This window comes from Gordonia jinhuaensis (genome assembly GCF_014639795.1).
Lineage (GTDB): Bacteria > Actinomycetota > Actinomycetes > Mycobacteriales > Mycobacteriaceae > Gordonia_B > Gordonia_B jinhuaensis.
Genome location: NZ_BMGC01000019.1, coordinates 37,854 through 55,743 on the forward strand (window position 1 = coordinate 37,854; position 17,890 = coordinate 55,743).

Genomic DNA, 17,890 nt, shown 5'->3' on the forward strand with positions numbered 1-17,890 from the left:
CGACTCCCCGACAACTCACTTCGGCACACGTGGACGCTCGGGCCACGTCAGCCCGCAGACCGCCGTTCGGCGATGTCGGTAGGACGCTGGTCGGCCGTGGCACGTCGCACGGTAGGGAGGTCGACGGTGTACTGGTCGCCGACGGCAGCGGGGAGTTTCGGCCGACTCCCCGTCTCGTCGTCGGCACCGGCATCGTCAGTGCCGGCAGCGTCCGCGCCCGCAGCGGCGCCGATCGGGCCGTACCAGGCACGCACGACCTTCGAGGAGGCGATGCCGACCAGCCCGGTGACCACCAGGACCGCGGCGATGACCGTGAGCACCCAGGCCAGCGTCGTGCGCGGCCATGGCGTGTCGAAGGCGACCAGACCGGCGATGTACCCGACGAACGGGTTCGTGACGCTCATCGCGGCGAGAACCCACGGCAGCGGTCCGGCGGCGAAGGCGCTCTGGCCCATCACGAGGCCGGTGGCAGTGCTGACGCCGAGGATGTAGACCGGCCAGTCGGTGAGTGCGCCGACGAGTCCACCGGACACGAGGTCCTCGATGGTGAGTTTGAGTGCCACCGCGGTGACCGCATAACAGATGCCCGCACCGACCGCGAGGAACAGCGCCCCGACCCGTGTGGCGACGCTGCCCGCGGCCACCGCACACACCACGACGGCGAAAGCGGCGACGATCAGCGTGATGGCCAGTCGCGCCGGGTGGGCCACCCCGGGACTCTGCACATCCCCCTGCGAGACGATCAGCAGCGCCAGACCGACGCACACCAGCAGCGCGCACCCCCAGTCGCGGGCACGCGGACGTACCGGGCCGCCGTCGACGGCCGACAGCGGCAGCGTGAACAGCAGTTGCGTGGACGCCAGCGGCTGCACCACCACCAGCGGTCCGAGGTGTAAGGCCACCGCCTGGACCACGAAGCCGAGAATGTTGGTGATCCACCCGAGCGCCCAGCTACGGGTGCGGACCAGCCGCGACAGCAGCGCAGGCGAGTTGGTCAGGCCGATGCCCGAATCACCCGACGCGGCCGCTCTGTGCTGCAGAAATGCCGCGATCGCGAAGAACATGGCCGCGCAGAGACTGGTGGTGACAACCAGTATCACTACGCCCCCCACGGTCTGACTCGACTACTGACGACAAATGCGCCTATCCAGCCATTGTTGCCATATATCTCGAACCGGCCAAGTCAGCGGTGCCGATTGTGTCGAGTCGATCACTGCGCGCGGCATTGGTCGACGATGTCGTCTACGCCGGGGCGGTGTCGCGCATCGTCACCACGGCACCCAATGGTGTGACCGCCTTGTGCGGCTGTGAGATCAGAGCCTCCCGGTCACCGGGATCCGTCGGAGTAGGTCAGCACCGCGTCGAGATAGCGGTCGACGGCCCCGTCGGCAGCGGTGGAGAAGTACATCGCGGGCTCGACGAGTTCCACTTCGAGGATGGCTGGTCGACCATTCAGATCGACCAGATCCACGCGCGCGTAAGCGAGCGGCCCGACGGTCGCGGTGATCGTCGCCAGCGCCTTCTCGGCGACCGCACGCTCGGTGCGGGTGGCCTGCTCGGCGGTGACGTTCTCGGTGTAGGTGTCGCCGATGAGGCCGCCGCCGACAGCCAGGATCGGACCCTTGCGGAAAGCGTGGGAGAACCGCGGCGTCGACCGCCCGAGATCACTGCCGGTGCCACCGAAGTAGACCAGCGCCTTCTCCCCCACCTGCGCGACCGAGGGTACGGCGGGTTGGATCATCGCATGCCGCCCCGAGTCGACGATGCGCGCCGCCAAGGCGAGTGCCCGGTCGTCGCCGCTGTCGAAGAGCCCGGTGTCCACCGAACCGGCCGAGCGGGTGGGTTTGACCACCAGTCGCGATGACCGGACCCCGGCGATCGCGCACCTCGCCTCCTCGCGAGTAGCAGCGAATGCGGTGGGCACGACGTCACACCCGGCCGCGACCAGATCGGTCACGTAGCGCTTGTCACCGTTCCACCCGAGCACCCGCGCGCTGTTGACCAGCCGGCCATCGGCGCCGACACGCTCGATCCACTCGTCGAACTCGTCGAGATGTCCCGCATAGTTCCACGGGCTGCGCACCAGGATGCGGTGGAATCCGGACCACTCGATGCGAGCGTCGCGCCAGTCGCACAGGGCGGCGTCGAGACCACGAGCGGCACAGGCGCTCAGCACGACCGGTTCATCCGGGTCGGGGTCGGCGGCCCGCGTGCCGGGATCAGCCGTCACAACGGCCACTGTCAGACCGGCCGCCGACATCGCCGGAGTCGGTGCCGTAGCCGGAGTCTGCTCAGCAGGTGTCACGAACGCACATTGTCACATGGCCGATCGGTGTCACCAGCTCTGCTCCGGAACCGCAGCCGCCCTACACGGGCTGTGCAGAGCCCCGACGCCGGGCACGTTGGCGGACCGGGTCGGGGTAGGGCACCGCGTCGATCAGCGCCCGCGTGTAGTCGGCGGTGGGATCGGTGAGGACCGCGCGTGCATCCCCAGACTCCACCACCCGACCCGCTCGGAGCACCACCACACGGTCGCAGACCTGTTCCACCACGGCGAGGTCGTGGCTGATGAACAGCGCGGCGAAGCCGATGTCGTGCTGCAGTGCGGCGAAGAGGTCCAGAACCCGTGCCTGCACCGACACGTCGAGTGCGCTGGTCGGCTCGTCGGCGATCAACAGATCCGGATCGACCGCCAGAGCGCGGGCCAATGCGACACGCTGCCGTTGTCCGCCGGAGAGCTCATGGGGCAGCCGCGGGGCGAAGGACTCGGGTAGCCGGACCGCGTCGAGCAGTTCGAGGACGCGTCGCCGTCGCGACGTGCGGCCCCCCACCCCCTGGATGTCGAGCGGTTCACGGATGGACTCGCCGACGGTGAACCGCGGGTCGAGTGATGCCGCCGGATCCTGCGGGACGAAGGAGACCCGGCGTCGTGCCGCCCGCAGTCGTCGGCCGCGCAGCTCGGTGATGTCGGTACCGGCCAGCTCGATCGTGCCGCCGGCGATCGGGACCAGTCCACCCACGGCACGTCCCAGAGTGGTCTTGCCGGAACCAGATTCGCCGACCAGACCGACCACCTCCCCGCGGCGCACATGCAGCGACACCGCATCCAGCGCGATATGTCCGCCCCGGTGGAGCCCGCCGCCGAAGCGGACGGTGAGGTTGCGCACGCGCACGGCTTCGTCCGGGCTGCTATGATCGCGCTCACCGTCCTCAGGTCCCGCCACGAGCGCGTCGGCAGAACCCGGCTCCGACTGTGCTGCACCCGATTCCGCTCGCGGCAGCCGGGGCACCGCCGCGAGGAGCTGGCGGGTGTAGGCGTGCGTGGGCGCGGCGAAGATGTCGAACACATCGCCGCGTTCAACGACCTCGCCGAGCTGCACGACCACCACCTGATCGGCGATGTCGGCGACCACTCCGAGATTGTGCGTGATCAGCAGGACACCGGTACCGAGCCGGTCGCGCAACCGCACGAGGAGGCTGAGGATCTCCTCCTGCACCGACACGTCGAGCGCGGTGGTCGGCTCGTCGGCCAGCAGCAGCACCGGCTCGCCCGCAAGCGCCAACGCGATCACCACGCGCTGGCGCTGTCCGCCGGAGAGCTGATGCGGGTAATAGTCGACCCTGGTCTGGGGATCGGGAATCTCCACGAGCGTCAACAGCTCGACGGCACGCTCGCGCGCCCGGGTGCGCGAAACCGGGCCGTGGGCCCGGAGTGCCTGCTGCAGTTGCCATCCCACCGTGCGCACGGGATTCAGTGCGGTCTGGGGCTCCTGGAAGATCATCGCGACCTTGCTGCCGCGGATCGCGTTGAGCTCCTTCTCGGCCACACCGAGCACCTCAACGCCATCCACCTTCACCGACCCCTGCGCCGATGCGCCGTCGGGGAGCAGACCGATCGCCGCACGCGCGGTCATCGTCTTCCCCGACCCGGACTCGCCGACCAGCGCGACGATCTGACCGCGCTCGACGCTCAGACTCACCCCCGATACGGCCGGACGCGGGTAGTCGAAGGAGACCACGAGATCCTCCACGACGAGGGCGGGGACGCCGCGAGCAGGATCGACACCGGCGGGCGTCACCGTCGAGGACGGTTCGGCTGTCGAATCGGGCTGGGCTGCAGAAGAATCGGTCATCAGAGCCTCCGGCCGATGGTGATGGACTGGGCGATCAGATAGAAGCCGAGTACGAGTGCCGAGATCACGATCAGCGGCCCGACGGAAAACCACGGATTGGTCTCGAGATAATCGTTGCCCGCCGACAGGATCGACCCGAGTGACGGGGTGGGTGCGGTGACGCCGATACCCAGAAAGCTCAGCGCGCCCTCGACGAACACCGCCAGCGACAACGACAGCGCGATCTGCACGCCGAGTGCCTCCACCGAGTTGGGAAGCACGTGCCGGGTGAGTATCCGAGCGGTGCTCGCGCCACTCACCCTGGCCGCCTCGACATAGGGCATCTCCCGCACCCGCAGTACCGCCGTGCGCGTGAGCCGACCGAAGATCGGGATCTCCGCGAGGGCGATGACGATCCCGACCGTCACCGCGCCGGGTGAGAGGACCGCGGTGAGTGCGATCCCCAGCACCAGTGCCGGGAAGGCGAGGATCACGTCGAAGAACCGTTGTGTCACCACGTCGCTGACGGGATTGACCACGCTGACCAGACCCAGTGCGGTGCCGATGATCGCGCCGATCGGAACCGCGACGAACACGATCAGCAGATCCACCCGGATGCCGAACAACACTCGGGTGAGCACATCGCGGTTCACATCGTCGGTACCGAGCCAGTGCGCGCCACTCGGCGGGAGCAGGTAGGCGCCGTCGATCTGCTGCGTCGGCCCGTAGCCGGTGAGCAGCGGGGCGAGAACACCGAGTGCGATCACCACCACCACCAGACTCATGCCGACCAGTCCGGTCCCGCGACTGAGGCTGCGCCACAGCGGCTCTCGGCGGGTGGGGCGTTCCTTGTCGGCGGGGCTCTCGGGGACCAGCCCGGGTTCGACGGTCAACGACGCCTGCGAGCGGTCACGTGAGTCGTTGCCCGCGAGCGCCGTGTGCACGCCGTCAACGGACTCCGGCGATGCGGTCGCGCCGGATGAGGTGGATGTCATGGTCGTCCTCCCAGTCGGATACGCGGGTCGAGCCAGGCGTGGGCGACGTCGGCGAGTAGTTGCAGCGTCACGAACACGGTCACCGAGAGGAGGACCAGCACCTGCACGAGGGGGTAGTCGCGGCTGGCGATGCCTTCCTCGGTGAGCAGACCCAGACCCGGCCAGCCGAAGATCGACTCCACCAGGATCGCCCCACCCAGTAGCGACCCGACGGTGATGCCCAGTGCGGTGAGCGTCGACGGCAGCGCATTGCGCAGCGCATGTCTGAGCACGATCGAGCGGTGGGAGATTCCCAACGACCGCGCGGTCATCACATACGGCGAGCGCAGTTCGGTGCGTAACGCTTCGGTGAGAAAGCGCGCGAGCATCGCACCGGCGGGCAGGCCGAGAGTGATGGCCGGCAGCATCAGGTACTGCAGGGTGAACGACACGTTCTCGGTGAGGCCGCCCGGCGGGGTGCCGCCGGCCGGCAACACCCGCGCATGGATCGCGAACACCAGGATCACCACGGTGCCGACCACGAAGGGCGGCACGGCGATCGCGACCGCATTCACCACCGTGAGTACCGCGGTGAGATAGCGGTTGTCGACGATGGTGGCAGCCAACGAGAACACGACGGCGAACAGCAGCGCGACCACCAGCGCGGCGAGGGTCAGGACCACTGTGTTGGCCAAGCCATAACCCACGAGGTCGTTGACCGACCCGCCGACGCGATAGCTCTGCCCGAAGTCGCCGGTGAGCACCCCGCCGATCCAGTGGCCGTACTGCACGATTAAATTCTGGTCCAGACCCAGGTCGTGACGGATCGCGGCGAGCTCGGCAGGCGAGGCGTCGCCGCCGGCGAGAGCCGCTTCTGGTCCGCCCGGGATCACCCGGACCATCGCGAAGATCAGCAGTGAGGCGACGAACAGCACGATGAGTGCTGCGGGAACGCGTCGCAGGAGATAACCCGTCATGAGGACCGTCCGAGGTAGGTGGTGGCCAGATGGAGCTGATTGCGCTTGTCCCAGTCGATGTTTCCCACGGCGTGGGTGGTCGCGAGTTTCTGGAAGACCACCCCGATCTCGACCAGGAACAGATCGCGCAGCATCACGTCGCCCAGTCGCCGGTAGGCGGCGAGCGCGGCCGGCGAGGTGCCCGAGGTCTGCGTCCACGCGTCGGTCGCGGCAGCCGTGTAGTCGGGGTTCTGGTAGTTCGAGGAGTTCTTCGCCGCATTGAACGGGTAGGCCGAGACCGCCAGCGTCGACGGCGTGAACTGTGCGAAACCGTGTTGCAGCAGCCACAGTCCGCCGAACTTGCCCCCGATGAGCTTCGTGGCCTGCTGCGTCTGGTCGTTGGGGACCAGTTTCACCGGTATCCCGGCATCCTCGAGATTGGATTGCACGATCTCGGCGATCACCCTGTCGACACCCTGGGAGGAGTAGTCGAGTGTGAGCGTCGGCAGCCGACCGTGCGCGGCGACGAGCGCGCGCGCCTTGGCCACATCGCGCCGGTAGACCTCGTTGTCAGCCGCCGAATACGCCGGTGACCACTTCGGCCATGGCAGGTTCACCACGTAGCCGCTGCCACGGAACACGTCGTCGATGATGCGTCGGCGGTCGATCGCGTAGGCGATCGCCTGGCGCACACGCACATCCGCCAATGCCGGGTTGGACACGTCGATGCCGACGTACTCCTGCGACTCGGCGCCCGTGAGGGTGACCTCGGAGAAGTTGTAACGCGAGGTCGCGAGTTGCTGATCGTGGTAGTTCAGTCCGTAGGCCACGTCGATCTGCCCGGTCCGCAGGCGTGTGTAGAGCGACTGCTGGTCGGTCGCGATGTCGAAGGTGACCGAGGCCAGTGGCGGCGACCCACCCCAGTACGCGTTGTTGCGCACCAGCTTCAGCGACGAATTGGGCTGCCACCCGGCGAATCTGAACGGGCCGGTGCCGTTGAACACCTTGCCGGCCTTGAGCTGTGCGAGCGTGGTGATGTCGATGATCGGCGCCGAGTCGAGCAGATCGAAGATGTTGCTGATCGGATGCGCGAAATGCAGCACCACCCGGTGCGGATCTGTGGTGTCGAAGCCGGTGATCGCGGCGGCGGTGCGTTTGAACTGCGGAGTCCACGGCCCACCGAGGTAGGCCTTGATCGAGTTCTCCACATCCGAGGACACGAACGGCCGACCGTCGTGGAAGTGCACGTCGTCGCGCAGGTTCAGGGTGAGTGAACGACCGTCGGGAGCCTGCGTCCACGAGGTGGCCAGCGACGGCCGGACGGTCAGGCCATCACGCGTGTACCGGATGAGGGTGTCGAAGACGTTGGCGATCACCTGGCCGTTGAGTGAATCGGTACCGATCTGCAGGAATGTCTTCGGGGACAGATCGCCGAGGATGCCGACCCGCAGGTCGCCGCCACGCGGCACTGCCTGTCCGGACGCCGCCGAGGCAACACCACCGTTGTCGCGCTGCTGTGCATGCACCGCCGAGGCGCAGCCGCCCACTGCCAGGACGGCCGCCACCACCAGGGTGAGTGCGGCGAGGATGCCACCGGGGCGGCGTCGGGTCATCGGGTTACTTCCTCGTTCATCGGATGTGGTCGGGTGCGGGTGTCCGTGAAACTATCCCGGCCTCGGACCTGTGACAGGACCCCACACGCGATTTCGATCTGCAAGCGCCAAAGCCCTTAAATCTGGCCTGCGCGAAAGGATTGCCCGTACCCGCCGACGGGGTCCACGGTGCTCGTGGGGGCGATGTGCTGCGTCGTTTCCACATGTTCGTGTACAGCCCAGAGGAGACGCACCGTGAGCCAGACCCCCGACGACCTGCCATCGAATGCCCGTGGATACGACGGATTCGGTGGGCGAATCGGGCGGACCAGCTCGCAGTCGACGCCGTGGTGGCCGCGGGGGGCCGTCGCACCGGCGGGCGCCCCCAACATCGTGGTGATCCTCATCGACGACATGGGATATTCCGACATCTCCCCGTTCGGCGCCGAGATCGACACCCCGAATATCGAACGGCTCGCACGTAACGGTCTGCGGCTCAGCAACTATCACACCACTCCGGTCTGTTCGCCCGCCCGTGCCGCGCTGCTCACCGGACTCAACCCGCACCGCGCCGGATATGGGAGCGTGGCCAATTCCGACCCGGGTTTCCCGGGACTGCGCCTGGAACTCGCCGACGACGTGTTGACACTTCCGGAGATTCTGCGGGCGAACGGATATGCCACCTATGCGGTGGGCAAGTGGCATCTGGTGCGCGATGCGAACATGGGGCCGGGGCGGCCACGGGATTCGTGGCCGCTGCAGCGCGGCTTCGACAGCTACTACGGCTCCCTCGAGGGCCTGAACTCCTTCTTCCATCCCAATCAGCTGATCAGCGACAATTCGATGGTCGATGGTGATGAATACCCTGAGAACTATTATGTGACCGACGATCTCACCGATCGGGCGATCTCCTCGATCAAGGCGTTACGTGCCCAGGACGCGACCAAGCCGTTCTTCCTCTACTTCGCGCACATCGCGATGCACGGCCCGCATCAGGCGAAGGAGTCCGACCTCGCCAAGTATCGTGGCCGCTACGAGCAGGGCTGGGATGTGATCCGCCGCAACCGCTTCGAGCGGCAGATCGCGGCCGGCCTGTTCGACGAGGACACCCCGATCGCCGAGCGCAACACCGAACCCGGTTATGACGCGCCGCCGTGGGAGGAGCTCACCGATGACGAGCGCCGTCGCTACCAGCGCTATCAGGAGGTCTACGCCGCGATGGTCGACAGCGTCGACCAGAGCGTGGGCCGTATCGTCGACACCCTCACCGAGCTCGGTGAACTCGACAACACGATCATCGTGTTCACCTCCGACAACGGGGGTACGGCCGAGGGTGGCCCGGTGGGGACCCGTTCGTACTTCAGTCAGTTCGTGCACGGCCCGGTGCCGCAGGACTGGGAGCGCGATGTGCCGCACGACGAGGATCTGATCGGCTCAGCTGCGCTGGGTGTGCATTACCCGCGCGGATGGGGTCAGGCGTCCAACACACCGTTCCGCTTCTACAAGGGCCAGACCTTCGCCGGCGGGGTGCGGGTGCCGTTCGTGATCTCATGGCCGGCCGGACTCCCCAGTGCCGGTGACGATTCCGATGACTCCGGCGACAACGGTGTGCGCAGGCAGTTCTCCTACGTCACCGACCTGACACCCACGTTGCTCGACCTCGCCGGACTCGATGCGCCCAGCCATCGTCACGGGCGCCCAGCCCAGGACCGCGACGGCGTGAGCATCGCGGGATTCCTGCGCGACGGGAGCGTCGACTCCCCGCATCGTGAGCAGTACGCCGAGTTCGGCGGGCATCGCGGGTTCTACCGCGACGGCTGGAAGTTGTTGTCGCTGCACACTGATCCTGCCCGTATCGACGATCCGGCGTGGGAGCTCTATGACGTCCGCACCGATCCCGCCGAAACGCGCGATCTGGCAGCACAATTCCCGGAGAAGGTCGCCGAGCTGGCTGCTGCCTGGGATGCCGCCGCCTGGCACAACACGGTGTACCCGCTCCTCGATCGCCCCGCCGACGTCATCCGCCGCCGGCCCGACGAGGATCGCTACGCCGATCCGGTGCGGATCCTGGCGGGCACACCGACACTGGAGCGATACCGGTCGAGTCGCCTGATCGCCTACCGCGACTTCGACATCGACATCGAACTCGACGGGTGCAAGCCCACCGACGAGGGAGTGCTGGTGGCGCACGGCGATCCGCAGGGTGGATACCTGGTGTACATCGAGAACGGCGCACTGCACCTGGTGTTCAACAGCTACGGACGGATCTCACGGGCCTCGGGCGAGCTGGCGTCGGGTACCACGCTGATCACGGTGCACGCCGCCGCGACCGAAGCGGTGCGCTGGGATTTCACCGAGCAGGCCACCGCCGGCGGCCAGGTGTCGGTGGTGACCAAGCTGCCCGACCGTTTCCAGCTGGTGGGGATGGCCCCGTGGACGGGGATCTCGGTCGGCAGGGATGCCCGCGGCCCGGTGGACCGCGAGCTGCGGGAGCGGCGCGGGATCTTCGCGTACACCGGCGGCTTGCGCGCGGTGACCTACCGACCGGGACCGGTTCGCGTACCCGCCGGTGTTCGCGCCCGTATCGACGAGGCGGCCGAACTCGATGCCGACTGAGTCGGGGACCGACGTGGATCTGACCGGGCTCGATCGCACCGGCTGTGATCAGACTGGTTCTTTCCCTGGTGTCGCCGCTGCCCCGGTGCTGTCCTGGTGATGTCGGGGTATTCGAGTCGCCGAGACACTCGAATATGCTCGGCCGCAGCATGATCGGCGACAGACACGTGCCGTCGGGACCATCGCGACCAAGCTGATCCACCGCACAGAGCACATCCACACAGAGTAGATCCGCACACCAACAGAGGAGAACCACATGACGCTGGCACAGATCGACAACCACACCGACAGGGAGGCCGCGGCGCGCGATGTCTACCGCGCGGCCGGCATCACGGTCACCAGACTCGGTGAGAACATCGGCGCACGTATCGGCGGAGTCCGCCTCGGCGGCGACGTGCCCGCCGATCAGGTGGAGGCGATCCGCCTGGCGCTGGCCGCACACAAGGCCATCGTCTTCACCGATCAGGAGCATCTCGACGACCGCTCGCAGTACGCATTCGCCGAACTGCTCGGTGACCCCACGGCACCGCACCCGACGGTGACCTCGCGGGGCGAACAACTGCTCAACATCGAAGGCGCCGCCAACAGCTGGCACACCGATGTCACCTTCGTCGACCGGATCCCCAAGGCCTCGATCCTGCGCGCGGTGACACTGCCTGCCTACGGTGGTGCCACCACGTGGGCGTCGACGGTCGCCGCCTATGAGCAGCTGCCGGCACCGGTGCGTGCCCTCGCCGAGAACCTGTGGGCCACCCACACCAATCTCTACGACTATGCGGCGCAGACCGAACCGCAGGGCGGGGTGAGCCCGGATCGCCGTACCGAGCACTACCGCGAATTCACCAGCGCCCGCTACGAGACGCTGCATCCGGTGGTCCGAGTGCATCCGGAGACCGGCGAGCGCAGTCTGCTGCTCGGTCACTTCGCCAAGGACTTCCGGGGGCTCAAGAGCCCGGAATTCGCCTCCCTGTACCAGCTGCTGCAGACCCGGATCACCCGGCTGGAGAACACCTTCCGATGGAACTGGAGTGTCGGTGACGTGGCCATCTGGGACAATCGCGCCACCCAGCACTACGGGATCGCCGACTTCGGCAACCAGAAGCGCGAACTGCACCGCATCACTCTCGCGGGCGACGTCCCCGTCGACGTCAACGGCCAGCGCAGCCAGATCATCACCGGCGATGCGTCGCACTACTCGGTGATCGACGAACCCCGCCGACTGGAGATCTACGCCGCCTGAACCGTCGGGGATGGGCTCCTCAGCGGTCTGCAGCCACCACGAGCGGCCATTCGTATCGCTCCTTGTGGACATGCAGATGCACCCAGGTGTGCACCGCCGCCACCTCGGGTGCACCGCTGAGCCGGTCGAGACGTCGGTGGAGGTCACCCGGCGACCGTGCGGCGACCGTCGCGACGGCGTCGAAGCGCCCGAAGGTACGTGCCACGTACTCGACGCTGGGTTCGGCCACCAGTGCCGAGAGCACGTTCTCACCGGTGCCGCGCAGGTTGAGCCCTATCCCCGCGATCACACCGTCGCCCGGATGCGTCCTCCGGAAGACCGGCGCGATCCGCACCGCACCGGCGTCGATGAGTGCGGTGACCCGTGCGCGGGTCGCCGACGCCGACAGACCGACTTGCGCTGCCAGGGCCGCATAGCTCGCCCGGCCGTCACGCTGCAGCAGTCCGATCAGGGTGATGTCGCGCGAGTCCAGTGACAGATCCCGCGGCAGCGACCCCCGCGGCAGGAAGACGCCTTTGAGGACCTCGAGGTAGATCAGGGTGTCCACCGTGGCGACATCCGACATCGCACGGATGCTCGCGATCGCGTCATAGAGCTCCCCGGGACCGGTGAGCTGCAGTTCGACAACGAGCTGGAAGTCGCCACCGATCGCGGAGACGAACACCGCGCCTGCCATCCCCGCGATCTGCTCGCCGATCTCGGTGGTGCGACCGGTCGTGCGCACAGAGACGTGCGCGAAGCTGGACAGGCCCAGCAGATCCGGGTGTACCGCGGCGACCACGACGACCGAGCCGTCGGCGCGCAGTGCGTTCAGGCGTGCGGAGACCACGCCGCGGACACTTCCCACCTCGCGGGCGAGGTCGGTGACCGAGAGTCGTCCGTCCCGGCGCAGTGCATCGAGCAGTCGTGCGTCGAGATCCATCCCTACCCCCCGTGCTGCTGTGACCGACCACCCCGAGATCGGACCACACCGAGATCGGCATCGGGCAACCCACGTCGACGATGCCCGCTCAAAAATTTTCCGAGCACATCCCCCGGACATATCGTTCGCACAGTATCGCCCGACACGAGTCATTTCTGCTGATCTGCGCGTCCAGTCGTACATCTCAGCGGTAGATGGGGGTTCTGAACAGCAATAACGGCTGTTCAACGGCGGATCGCGGCGCTACCGTGTGCCGAACTGTTGTCGGCCGATGGAGTCCCCCGCGATGCGATCTCTGCACCACTTCGAGCGTTCATCCCTTGACCTGGACGCCACGATCCTGCGCCCCACGGATGTGATCACCGTGGACGCCAACCGCCCCCGGGCTGAGGCAGTGCTGGTGTTCGGGTCGCAGATCGCCGCAGTGGGATCGCTCGCACAGTGCCGATCAGCTGCTGCGGCACTCGGACGCGCGGATGCGCCGGTGCACGATCTGGACGGCGTGCTGGTGCCGGGCTTCATCGATCCGCACGCGCATCCGCTCATGTTCGGCCAGATGATGAGCTGGGTGGACTGCGGACCCGACAAGGCATCGACGATCCCCGAGATCGTCGAACGCCTCGCGCGGGCTGCCGACGTTACGCCCGCGGGACGGCCGATTCGCGGGTACGGCTACGAACACCGCAATCTCGCCGAGGGTCGTCACCCTCGTCGGGATGAGCTCGACGCCGTCGCCACCGACCGCGAGGTCTACCTGATGAACGCCAGCGGACACGGCGGTGTGGTCAACAGCTACACGCTCGACATCAACGGCATCACCCGCGAGACACCGAATCCCGAGGGCGGCGAGTTCTTCCGGGACGCCGACGGCGATCTCACCGGTGAGCTGTCGGATGCGGCCTGCGACATCCTCACCGGCGTGCACGGGGTGAAGCTGGGCCATCACGGTCCGAACTTCCACCTCCAGGACGAGCCGGCTGAACATGAACGCCAACTCCTCGCCGCCCAGGAGCGCTTCCTGGCCGGAGGTGTGACCACCATCGGCGACGCTCAGGTGAGCCGCCGCGAATTCGACATGTATCTGCGTCTGGCCGAACGCGGGCGACTGCAGACCCGGGTGGGGATGTATCTGCTGTCGCATCTGCTCGACGATGCACTGGACATGGGTATGCACGCGGCGTTCGGCAATGCGCGCCTGTGGTTCTCGGGCATCAAGCTGTACGTCGACGGCACCCTGGGCGGGTGGACCGCCTACTTCCCCGACGGCTACGTGGGCGATCCGTGTCGCACCGGGCAGCTCTACCACGAGCCCGACGAGTACCGAGATCTCATCGCTCGCGCACATGCGGCGGGCTTGCAGACTGCCACACATGCACAGTCACCCACCGCGATCGGAGTGGTGGTGGATGCGATCGCCGCGGCGCAGCGCACCGTCCCCCGCGAGGATGCGCGCCACCGCATCGAGCACTGCGGGTTGCCCACACCCGCGCAGATCACCGAGATGGCGCGGCTGGGTATCCACCCGGTCAATCAACCGCAGCACTACTACAACTGGGGCGAGGGTGTGACCGACGCGATCGGGACCCCAGGAGAACGCTTCAACCCGCTGGGAGAATTCGTCGCGGCCGGTGTCCCGGTCACGCTCAGCTCGGATGCCCCAGTGGCAGAACCACTTCCGCTCCGAGCGATCCAGACCGCCGTGCTGCGGGTGACCCACCTCGGTCACAAGCTCGGCGGCGACGATCTGCGTATCGACCCCGCGACTGCACTGCATGCGCACACCCTGGCCGGCGCGCATGTGCTGGGCCGAGAAGACGACCTCGGATCGATCACCGCCGGCAAGCGCGCCGACTTCGCCCTGCTCGCCGAGGATCCGCTCCGCGTGGCTCCCGACCGCATCGCCGACATCCCGGTGCTCGAGACCTGGGTCGACGGGACGATGCAGTACCGACGCTCACAGACGCCGGCCGCCCACGGCGCCGGCGTGAGCGGGCGGTGACATTCGACTTCCTGGGCGGCGAGCAACAGCGCGCTGATGGGGAGGGTGTGCCCGCCTGACCGGCTGAGCTGACGTCGCCGGAGCCACACCCGACTCGCGACTAGTCGTTCGACTAGGTTTGCCTAAGTGAAGGTAATATAGCGGCGTCGCGCATCTATCTGGTCGCATATAGCAAATATGCCGATTATGATCCTTATGCGCAGTCATCGACTGTCTGCACGACGACCGGCCGGGCCGCGACAGCGAGGGGTGTGCCGCGACCCGGCCGGTCCGGTCTTCCACAGATCACGTGTCGACAGATCAGGCCGCGAACCCGGTATCGGGTTCGCGGCCTGAATCGTAGGTGGACGATGCCCGCCAGTGCGCCTCTCGGCAAAAGGCCGCTCGCAGCGGCGAAGGGTGAGGCCCGGGGCATGGATCGAGCACCGTCGCGATTCTCAACCACACGTCCGCAGGAGTTATTCCGGGTGGATGTCACCGCCCGAGTTCCCCGATCCGACCAGCCGCTTCCCTAGGATCAGCTCATGTCCGAGCCGCGCAGCACAGGAGCACTCGACGACATCGTCGTCGCCGATTTCAGCCGGGTACTGGCCGGCCCGTATGCCACGATGCTGCTCGGCGACCTGGGGGCCGAGGTGATCAAGATCGAGCGACCCGGTTCCGGTGACGACACCCGCCAGTGGGGTCCGCCGCACGACTCCGACGGCGTGGCCACCTACTTCAACTCGGTGAACCGCAACAAGCGTTCGGTGGCCATCGACCTGGCGACCGAGGACGGCCGCGGCGAGGCCTTCGAGATCGCCACCCGCGCCGACGTGGTGATCGAGAACTTCCGCGCCGGCACGATGGAACGTCTCGGCCTGGGCTACGACGCGATCCGGGTGGTCAATCCCGGTGTGATCTACTGCTCGATCACCGGGTTCGGGCGCGCCGAGGGTGCGGTGCTCCCCGGCTACGACCTGCTGGTACAGGCGGTGGGCGGGCTGATGAGCGTCACCGGTCCTGACGCCGACACCCCCACCAAGGCCGGTGTCGCATTGGTCGACGTGCTCACCGGAACCCATGCCCTCACTGGGATCCCCGCCGCGCTGCACCACCGCGATCGCACCGGCGAGGGCCAGCGGGTGGACCTCGACCTGATGTCGGTGATGCTGTCCTCGCTGGTGAACCAGGCCTCGGCCCACCTCGGCGCGGGTGTGATCCCGCACGCGATGGGCAACCGTCATCCGAGTATCGCGCCCTACGAGGTGTTCGACACCGCCGACCGCCCGATCGCGCTGGCGGTCGGCAACGACAGGCAGTTCGGCTTGCTGGCCGAGGAGATCAGCGCGCCGGAGTTGACCACCGACCCGCGGTTCGCGACCAACCCGGCGCGAGTGGCTCACCGCGAGGAGCTGTGGGAGATCGTGTCGGGGCGACTGCGCACCGACACCGCCGACTCGTGGTTCGAGCGGTTGAGCGCACGCGGCGTCCCGGCCGGGCCGATCAACGACGTCTCCGAGGCGCTGGCCTTCGCTGAGAAGTTCGGGCTCGAACCACTCGTCGACGTGCCAGGATCGGCGACCCCGCAAGTGCGCAACCCGATCACACTCTCGCGCACGCCGGCCACCTACCGGTCGGCGCCGCCGGGACTGGGTTCGAACTGACACACCCCCGGCGCGCTGTGGCTCTCAGAGCAATTTGACGTTGTCGAGACCCTCATGCACGACCTCGCCGAGTTCACCGTGAGTGATGCGTGTGAAGACACTCAAGGTGAAGTCCTTGGCCATCTCCGGTGACAGTGACGACGGAATCGCCAGCGCGTACTTGTCCACCAGCACGTCGAGCACCACCGGCCCACCGCGGTGTGCGAGGGCTTCGGCCACCTGGTCGCGCAGCCGAGCGGGATCCTCGGCGCGAATCCCCTTGGCGCCCATGGCCGTTGCGATCGCCGCATAATCAGTACTCGGGATGTCGGTACCCCACGGCGCCAGCCCGGCTTCCTGCTGTTCGATGTTGACGAAGTCGAGCTGCGAGTTGTTGAGCACCACATGCACCACCGGCGAACGATGTGCGACCTCGGTGAGCAGATCGCTGATGCCCAGCATGGAGAATCCGCCGTCGCCGCACATCGCCACCACCTGTCGGCCCGGCAACGCCTTGGTGGCACCGAAGGCGTAGGGCGAGGCGTCGGCCATCGATGCCCACGAATACGACCCAATCTGCTGTCGCTGCCCGCCGAACGTCATCTGATGGGCCACCCAGATCACCGCGGTGCCGGTGTCGACGGTGACGATCGCATCGTCGTCGAGTTGCTCATCGAGCAGCGCGGCGAGGTACTCGGGCCGGATCGGTGAACGGGTCTCGCCGTCATCGACGTAGTGGCGCAGGCGTTTACGCCACCGCGCAGTGATCTTGGTTGCCTTGGCGAGGAAGTCATCGTCGGACTTCTGGGTGACCCGCGGGGTGAGTTTGTCCACGAAGGCTCCGACGTCGGCGTGCACGGCCTGGGCCACCGCGACGCGGCGGCCAAGATGCGATGGGTCGACGTCCACCTGCACGATCGTGGCGTTGCCGCGGTCGAGGAATCCGGGGAACGGGAAGTCGGTGCCGAGCATGAGGATCACCTCGGCCTCGGTGATGCAGTGGTGACAGGCGCCGTAGCCCAGGAGTCCGGTCATGCCCACGGCGTTCGGTGTGATGGTCTCCAGCCAGTTCTTGCCCTTGAGCGAGTAGCCGACCGGCGCTTTGATCCGGTCCGACAGGGCCGCAACCGCGTCGGCGGCGTCACGACAGCCCTCGCCGCCGAAGATCAGCACCTTGCGTGCGCCGTTGATCAGCTGCGCGACCGCATCGACATCGGAGTCGGCGGGTACCACGGTCGATTCGGCGGGCCGGGTGTAGGACAGCGGCTCGTCCAGCGGCGAGTCGGCGCTCGCCACGTCTCCCGGTAGTGCGATGACCGTGGGCCCGTGTTGTTGCAGCGAGATGGTGACGGCCTGCTCGAACACCGCGCGGGCCTGCGTGGGATTCACCGCGCGCCCGGTGTAGAGCGAGGCGGGCCGGAACAGGTCGTACGGACTGATCTCCTCGACTGCCGCAGTGTCGATGATGCTGGTCTCCACGTCGCCGGCGATCGCGATGACGCTACTGCGCTCGTGTTTGGCGTCCAGCAGACCGTTGAGCAGATGGGTCACGCCGGGGCCGGCGGTGCCGCAGACGGCGACCGGACCACCCGACAGTCGTGCGTCGGCCGAGGCGGCGAACGCACCCCACTCCTCGTGACGGACGTGGACGAACTCGATCTCGTCGCGTTTGGACAACGCTGCGATGGTGGGATTCAGTGCATCGCCGACGATGCCGTAGCACCGTCGAACTCCCGCGTCTATCAACATGTTCCACAGATCATCGGCCACGGTGCGTGCCATCGGTCATCTCCTCGGATTCGGTTGTCGCGTCCGGCATCGCACCGTCGGTGCAAGGTGTGGTGCCACCTTCGA

Annotated in this window: 12 protein-coding genes; 4 read left to right on the forward strand and 8 right to left on the reverse strand. The window is 67.3% G+C overall.

The window, feature by feature from the left end:
• Window positions 1–47: 47 nt before the first annotated feature.
• The 6 genes from IEW22_RS13025 to IEW22_RS13050 all read right to left on the reverse strand — a co-directional run bounded on the left by IEW22_RS13025 (window position 48) and on the right by IEW22_RS13050 (window position 7,655).
• Window positions 48–1,112: a DMT family transporter gene (locus IEW22_RS13025; RefSeq protein ID WP_188587043.1), complete on the reverse strand. Its 1,065-nt coding sequence runs from the start codon at window positions 1,110–1,112 to the stop codon at window positions 48–50.
• Window positions 1,113–1,327: 215 nt separating this feature from the next.
• Complete coding sequence (locus IEW22_RS13030; protein ID WP_188587044.1) at window positions 1,328–2,230, reverse strand: ATP-grasp domain-containing protein; 903 nt, start codon at window positions 2,228–2,230, stop codon at window positions 1,328–1,330.
• A gap of 136 nt (window positions 2,231–2,366) precedes the next feature.
• A complete protein-coding gene (locus IEW22_RS13035) occupies window positions 2,367–4,133 on the reverse strand; it encodes a dipeptide ABC transporter ATP-binding protein (RefSeq protein ID WP_188587045.1) in 1,767 nt (588 codons plus the stop codon).
• The gene (locus IEW22_RS13040; protein ID WP_188587046.1) at window positions 4,133–5,107 is read right to left on the reverse strand and encodes an ABC transporter permease; all 975 of its coding nucleotides are present in this window, start codon (window positions 5,105–5,107) and stop codon (window positions 4,133–4,135) included. The genes IEW22_RS13035 and IEW22_RS13040 overlap by 1 nt, the downstream gene beginning before the upstream one ends.
• Complete coding sequence (locus tag IEW22_RS13045; RefSeq protein ID WP_188587047.1) at window positions 5,104–6,063, reverse strand: ABC transporter permease; 960 nt, start codon at window positions 6,061–6,063, stop codon at window positions 5,104–5,106. The genes IEW22_RS13040 and IEW22_RS13045 overlap by 4 nt, the downstream gene beginning before the upstream one ends.
• A complete protein-coding gene (locus IEW22_RS13050; RefSeq protein ID WP_188587048.1) occupies window positions 6,060–7,655 on the reverse strand; it encodes an ABC transporter substrate-binding protein in 1,596 nt (531 codons plus the stop codon). The genes IEW22_RS13045 and IEW22_RS13050 overlap by 4 nt, the downstream gene beginning before the upstream one ends.
• A gap of 234 nt (window positions 7,656–7,889) precedes the next feature.
• Here IEW22_RS13050 and IEW22_RS13055 point away from each other — a divergent pair, with 234 nt between their 5' ends.
• Together IEW22_RS13055 and IEW22_RS13060 are read left to right on the forward strand one after the other, a co-directional pair.
• Window positions 7,890–10,250 carry an arylsulfatase gene (locus tag IEW22_RS13055; protein ID WP_229742608.1) on the forward strand — a complete coding sequence of 787 codons (2,361 nt, stop codon included), beginning with the start codon at window positions 7,890–7,892 and terminating at the stop codon, window positions 10,248–10,250.
• A 256-nt stretch (window positions 10,251–10,506) separates the two neighbouring features.
• Window positions 10,507–11,490, forward strand: coding sequence for a TauD/TfdA dioxygenase family protein (locus IEW22_RS13060; RefSeq protein WP_188587050.1), 984 nt, complete (start codon window positions 10,507–10,509; stop codon window positions 11,488–11,490).
• A 19-nt stretch (window positions 11,491–11,509) separates the two neighbouring features.
• Here IEW22_RS13060 and IEW22_RS13065 read toward each other — a convergent pair whose 3' ends face one another.
• Window positions 11,510–12,412 carry an Lrp/AsnC family transcriptional regulator gene (locus tag IEW22_RS13065; RefSeq protein ID WP_188587051.1) on the reverse strand — a complete coding sequence of 301 codons (903 nt, stop codon included), beginning with the start codon at window positions 12,410–12,412 and terminating at the stop codon, window positions 11,510–11,512.
• Window positions 12,413–12,698: 286 nt separating this feature from the next.
• Between IEW22_RS13065 and IEW22_RS13070 the strand changes: the two genes are divergently transcribed.
• The gene (locus IEW22_RS13070) at window positions 12,699–14,411 is read left to right on the forward strand and encodes an amidohydrolase (RefSeq protein WP_188587052.1); all 1,713 of its coding nucleotides are present in this window, start codon (window positions 12,699–12,701) and stop codon (window positions 14,409–14,411) included.
• A gap of 524 nt (window positions 14,412–14,935) precedes the next feature.
• The gene (locus tag IEW22_RS13075) at window positions 14,936–16,057 is read left to right on the forward strand and encodes a CaiB/BaiF CoA transferase family protein (protein ID WP_188587053.1); all 1,122 of its coding nucleotides are present in this window, start codon (window positions 14,936–14,938) and stop codon (window positions 16,055–16,057) included.
• 24 nt (window positions 16,058–16,081) lie between these two features.
• On the opposite strand, the gene IEW22_RS13080 is transcribed toward IEW22_RS13075, so the two are convergent.
• Window positions 16,082–17,818, reverse strand: a complete 1,737-nt coding sequence (locus tag IEW22_RS13080) for a thiamine pyrophosphate-dependent enzyme (RefSeq protein ID WP_229742610.1) — start codon at window positions 17,816–17,818, stop codon at window positions 16,082–16,084.
• Window positions 17,819–17,890: the final 72 nt, after the last annotated feature.

Bases quoted from the DNA above. Each gene is read 5' to 3' on its own strand.
- IEW22_RS13035 (WP_188587045.1), bottom strand. From the start codon at position 4,133: ATGACCGATTCTTCTGCAGCCCAGCCCGATTCGACAGCCGAACCGTCC.
- IEW22_RS13040 (WP_188587046.1), bottom strand. From the start codon at position 5,107: ATGACATCCACCTCATCCGGCGCGACCGCATCGCCGGAGTCCGTTGAC.
- IEW22_RS13045 (WP_188587047.1), bottom strand. From the start codon at position 6,063: ATGACGGGTTATCTCCTGCGACGCGTTCCCGCAGCACTCATCGTGCTG.
- IEW22_RS13050 (WP_188587048.1), bottom strand. From the start codon at position 7,655: ATGACCCGACGCCGCCCCGGTGGCATCCTCGCCGCACTCACCCTGGTG.
- IEW22_RS13060 (WP_188587050.1), top strand. From the start codon at position 10,507: ATGACGCTGGCACAGATCGACAACCACACCGACAGGGAGGCCGCGGCG.
- IEW22_RS13065 (WP_188587051.1), bottom strand. From the start codon at position 12,412: ATGGATCTCGACGCACGACTGCTCGATGCACTGCGCCGGGACGGACGA.
- IEW22_RS13070 (WP_188587052.1), top strand. From the start codon at position 12,699: ATGCGATCTCTGCACCACTTCGAGCGTTCATCCCTTGACCTGGACGCC.
- IEW22_RS13075 (WP_188587053.1), top strand. From the start codon at position 14,936: ATGTCCGAGCCGCGCAGCACAGGAGCACTCGACGACATCGTCGTCGCC.
- IEW22_RS13080 (WP_229742610.1), bottom strand. From the start codon at position 17,818: ATGGCACGCACCGTGGCCGATGATCTGTGGAACATGTTGATAGACGCG.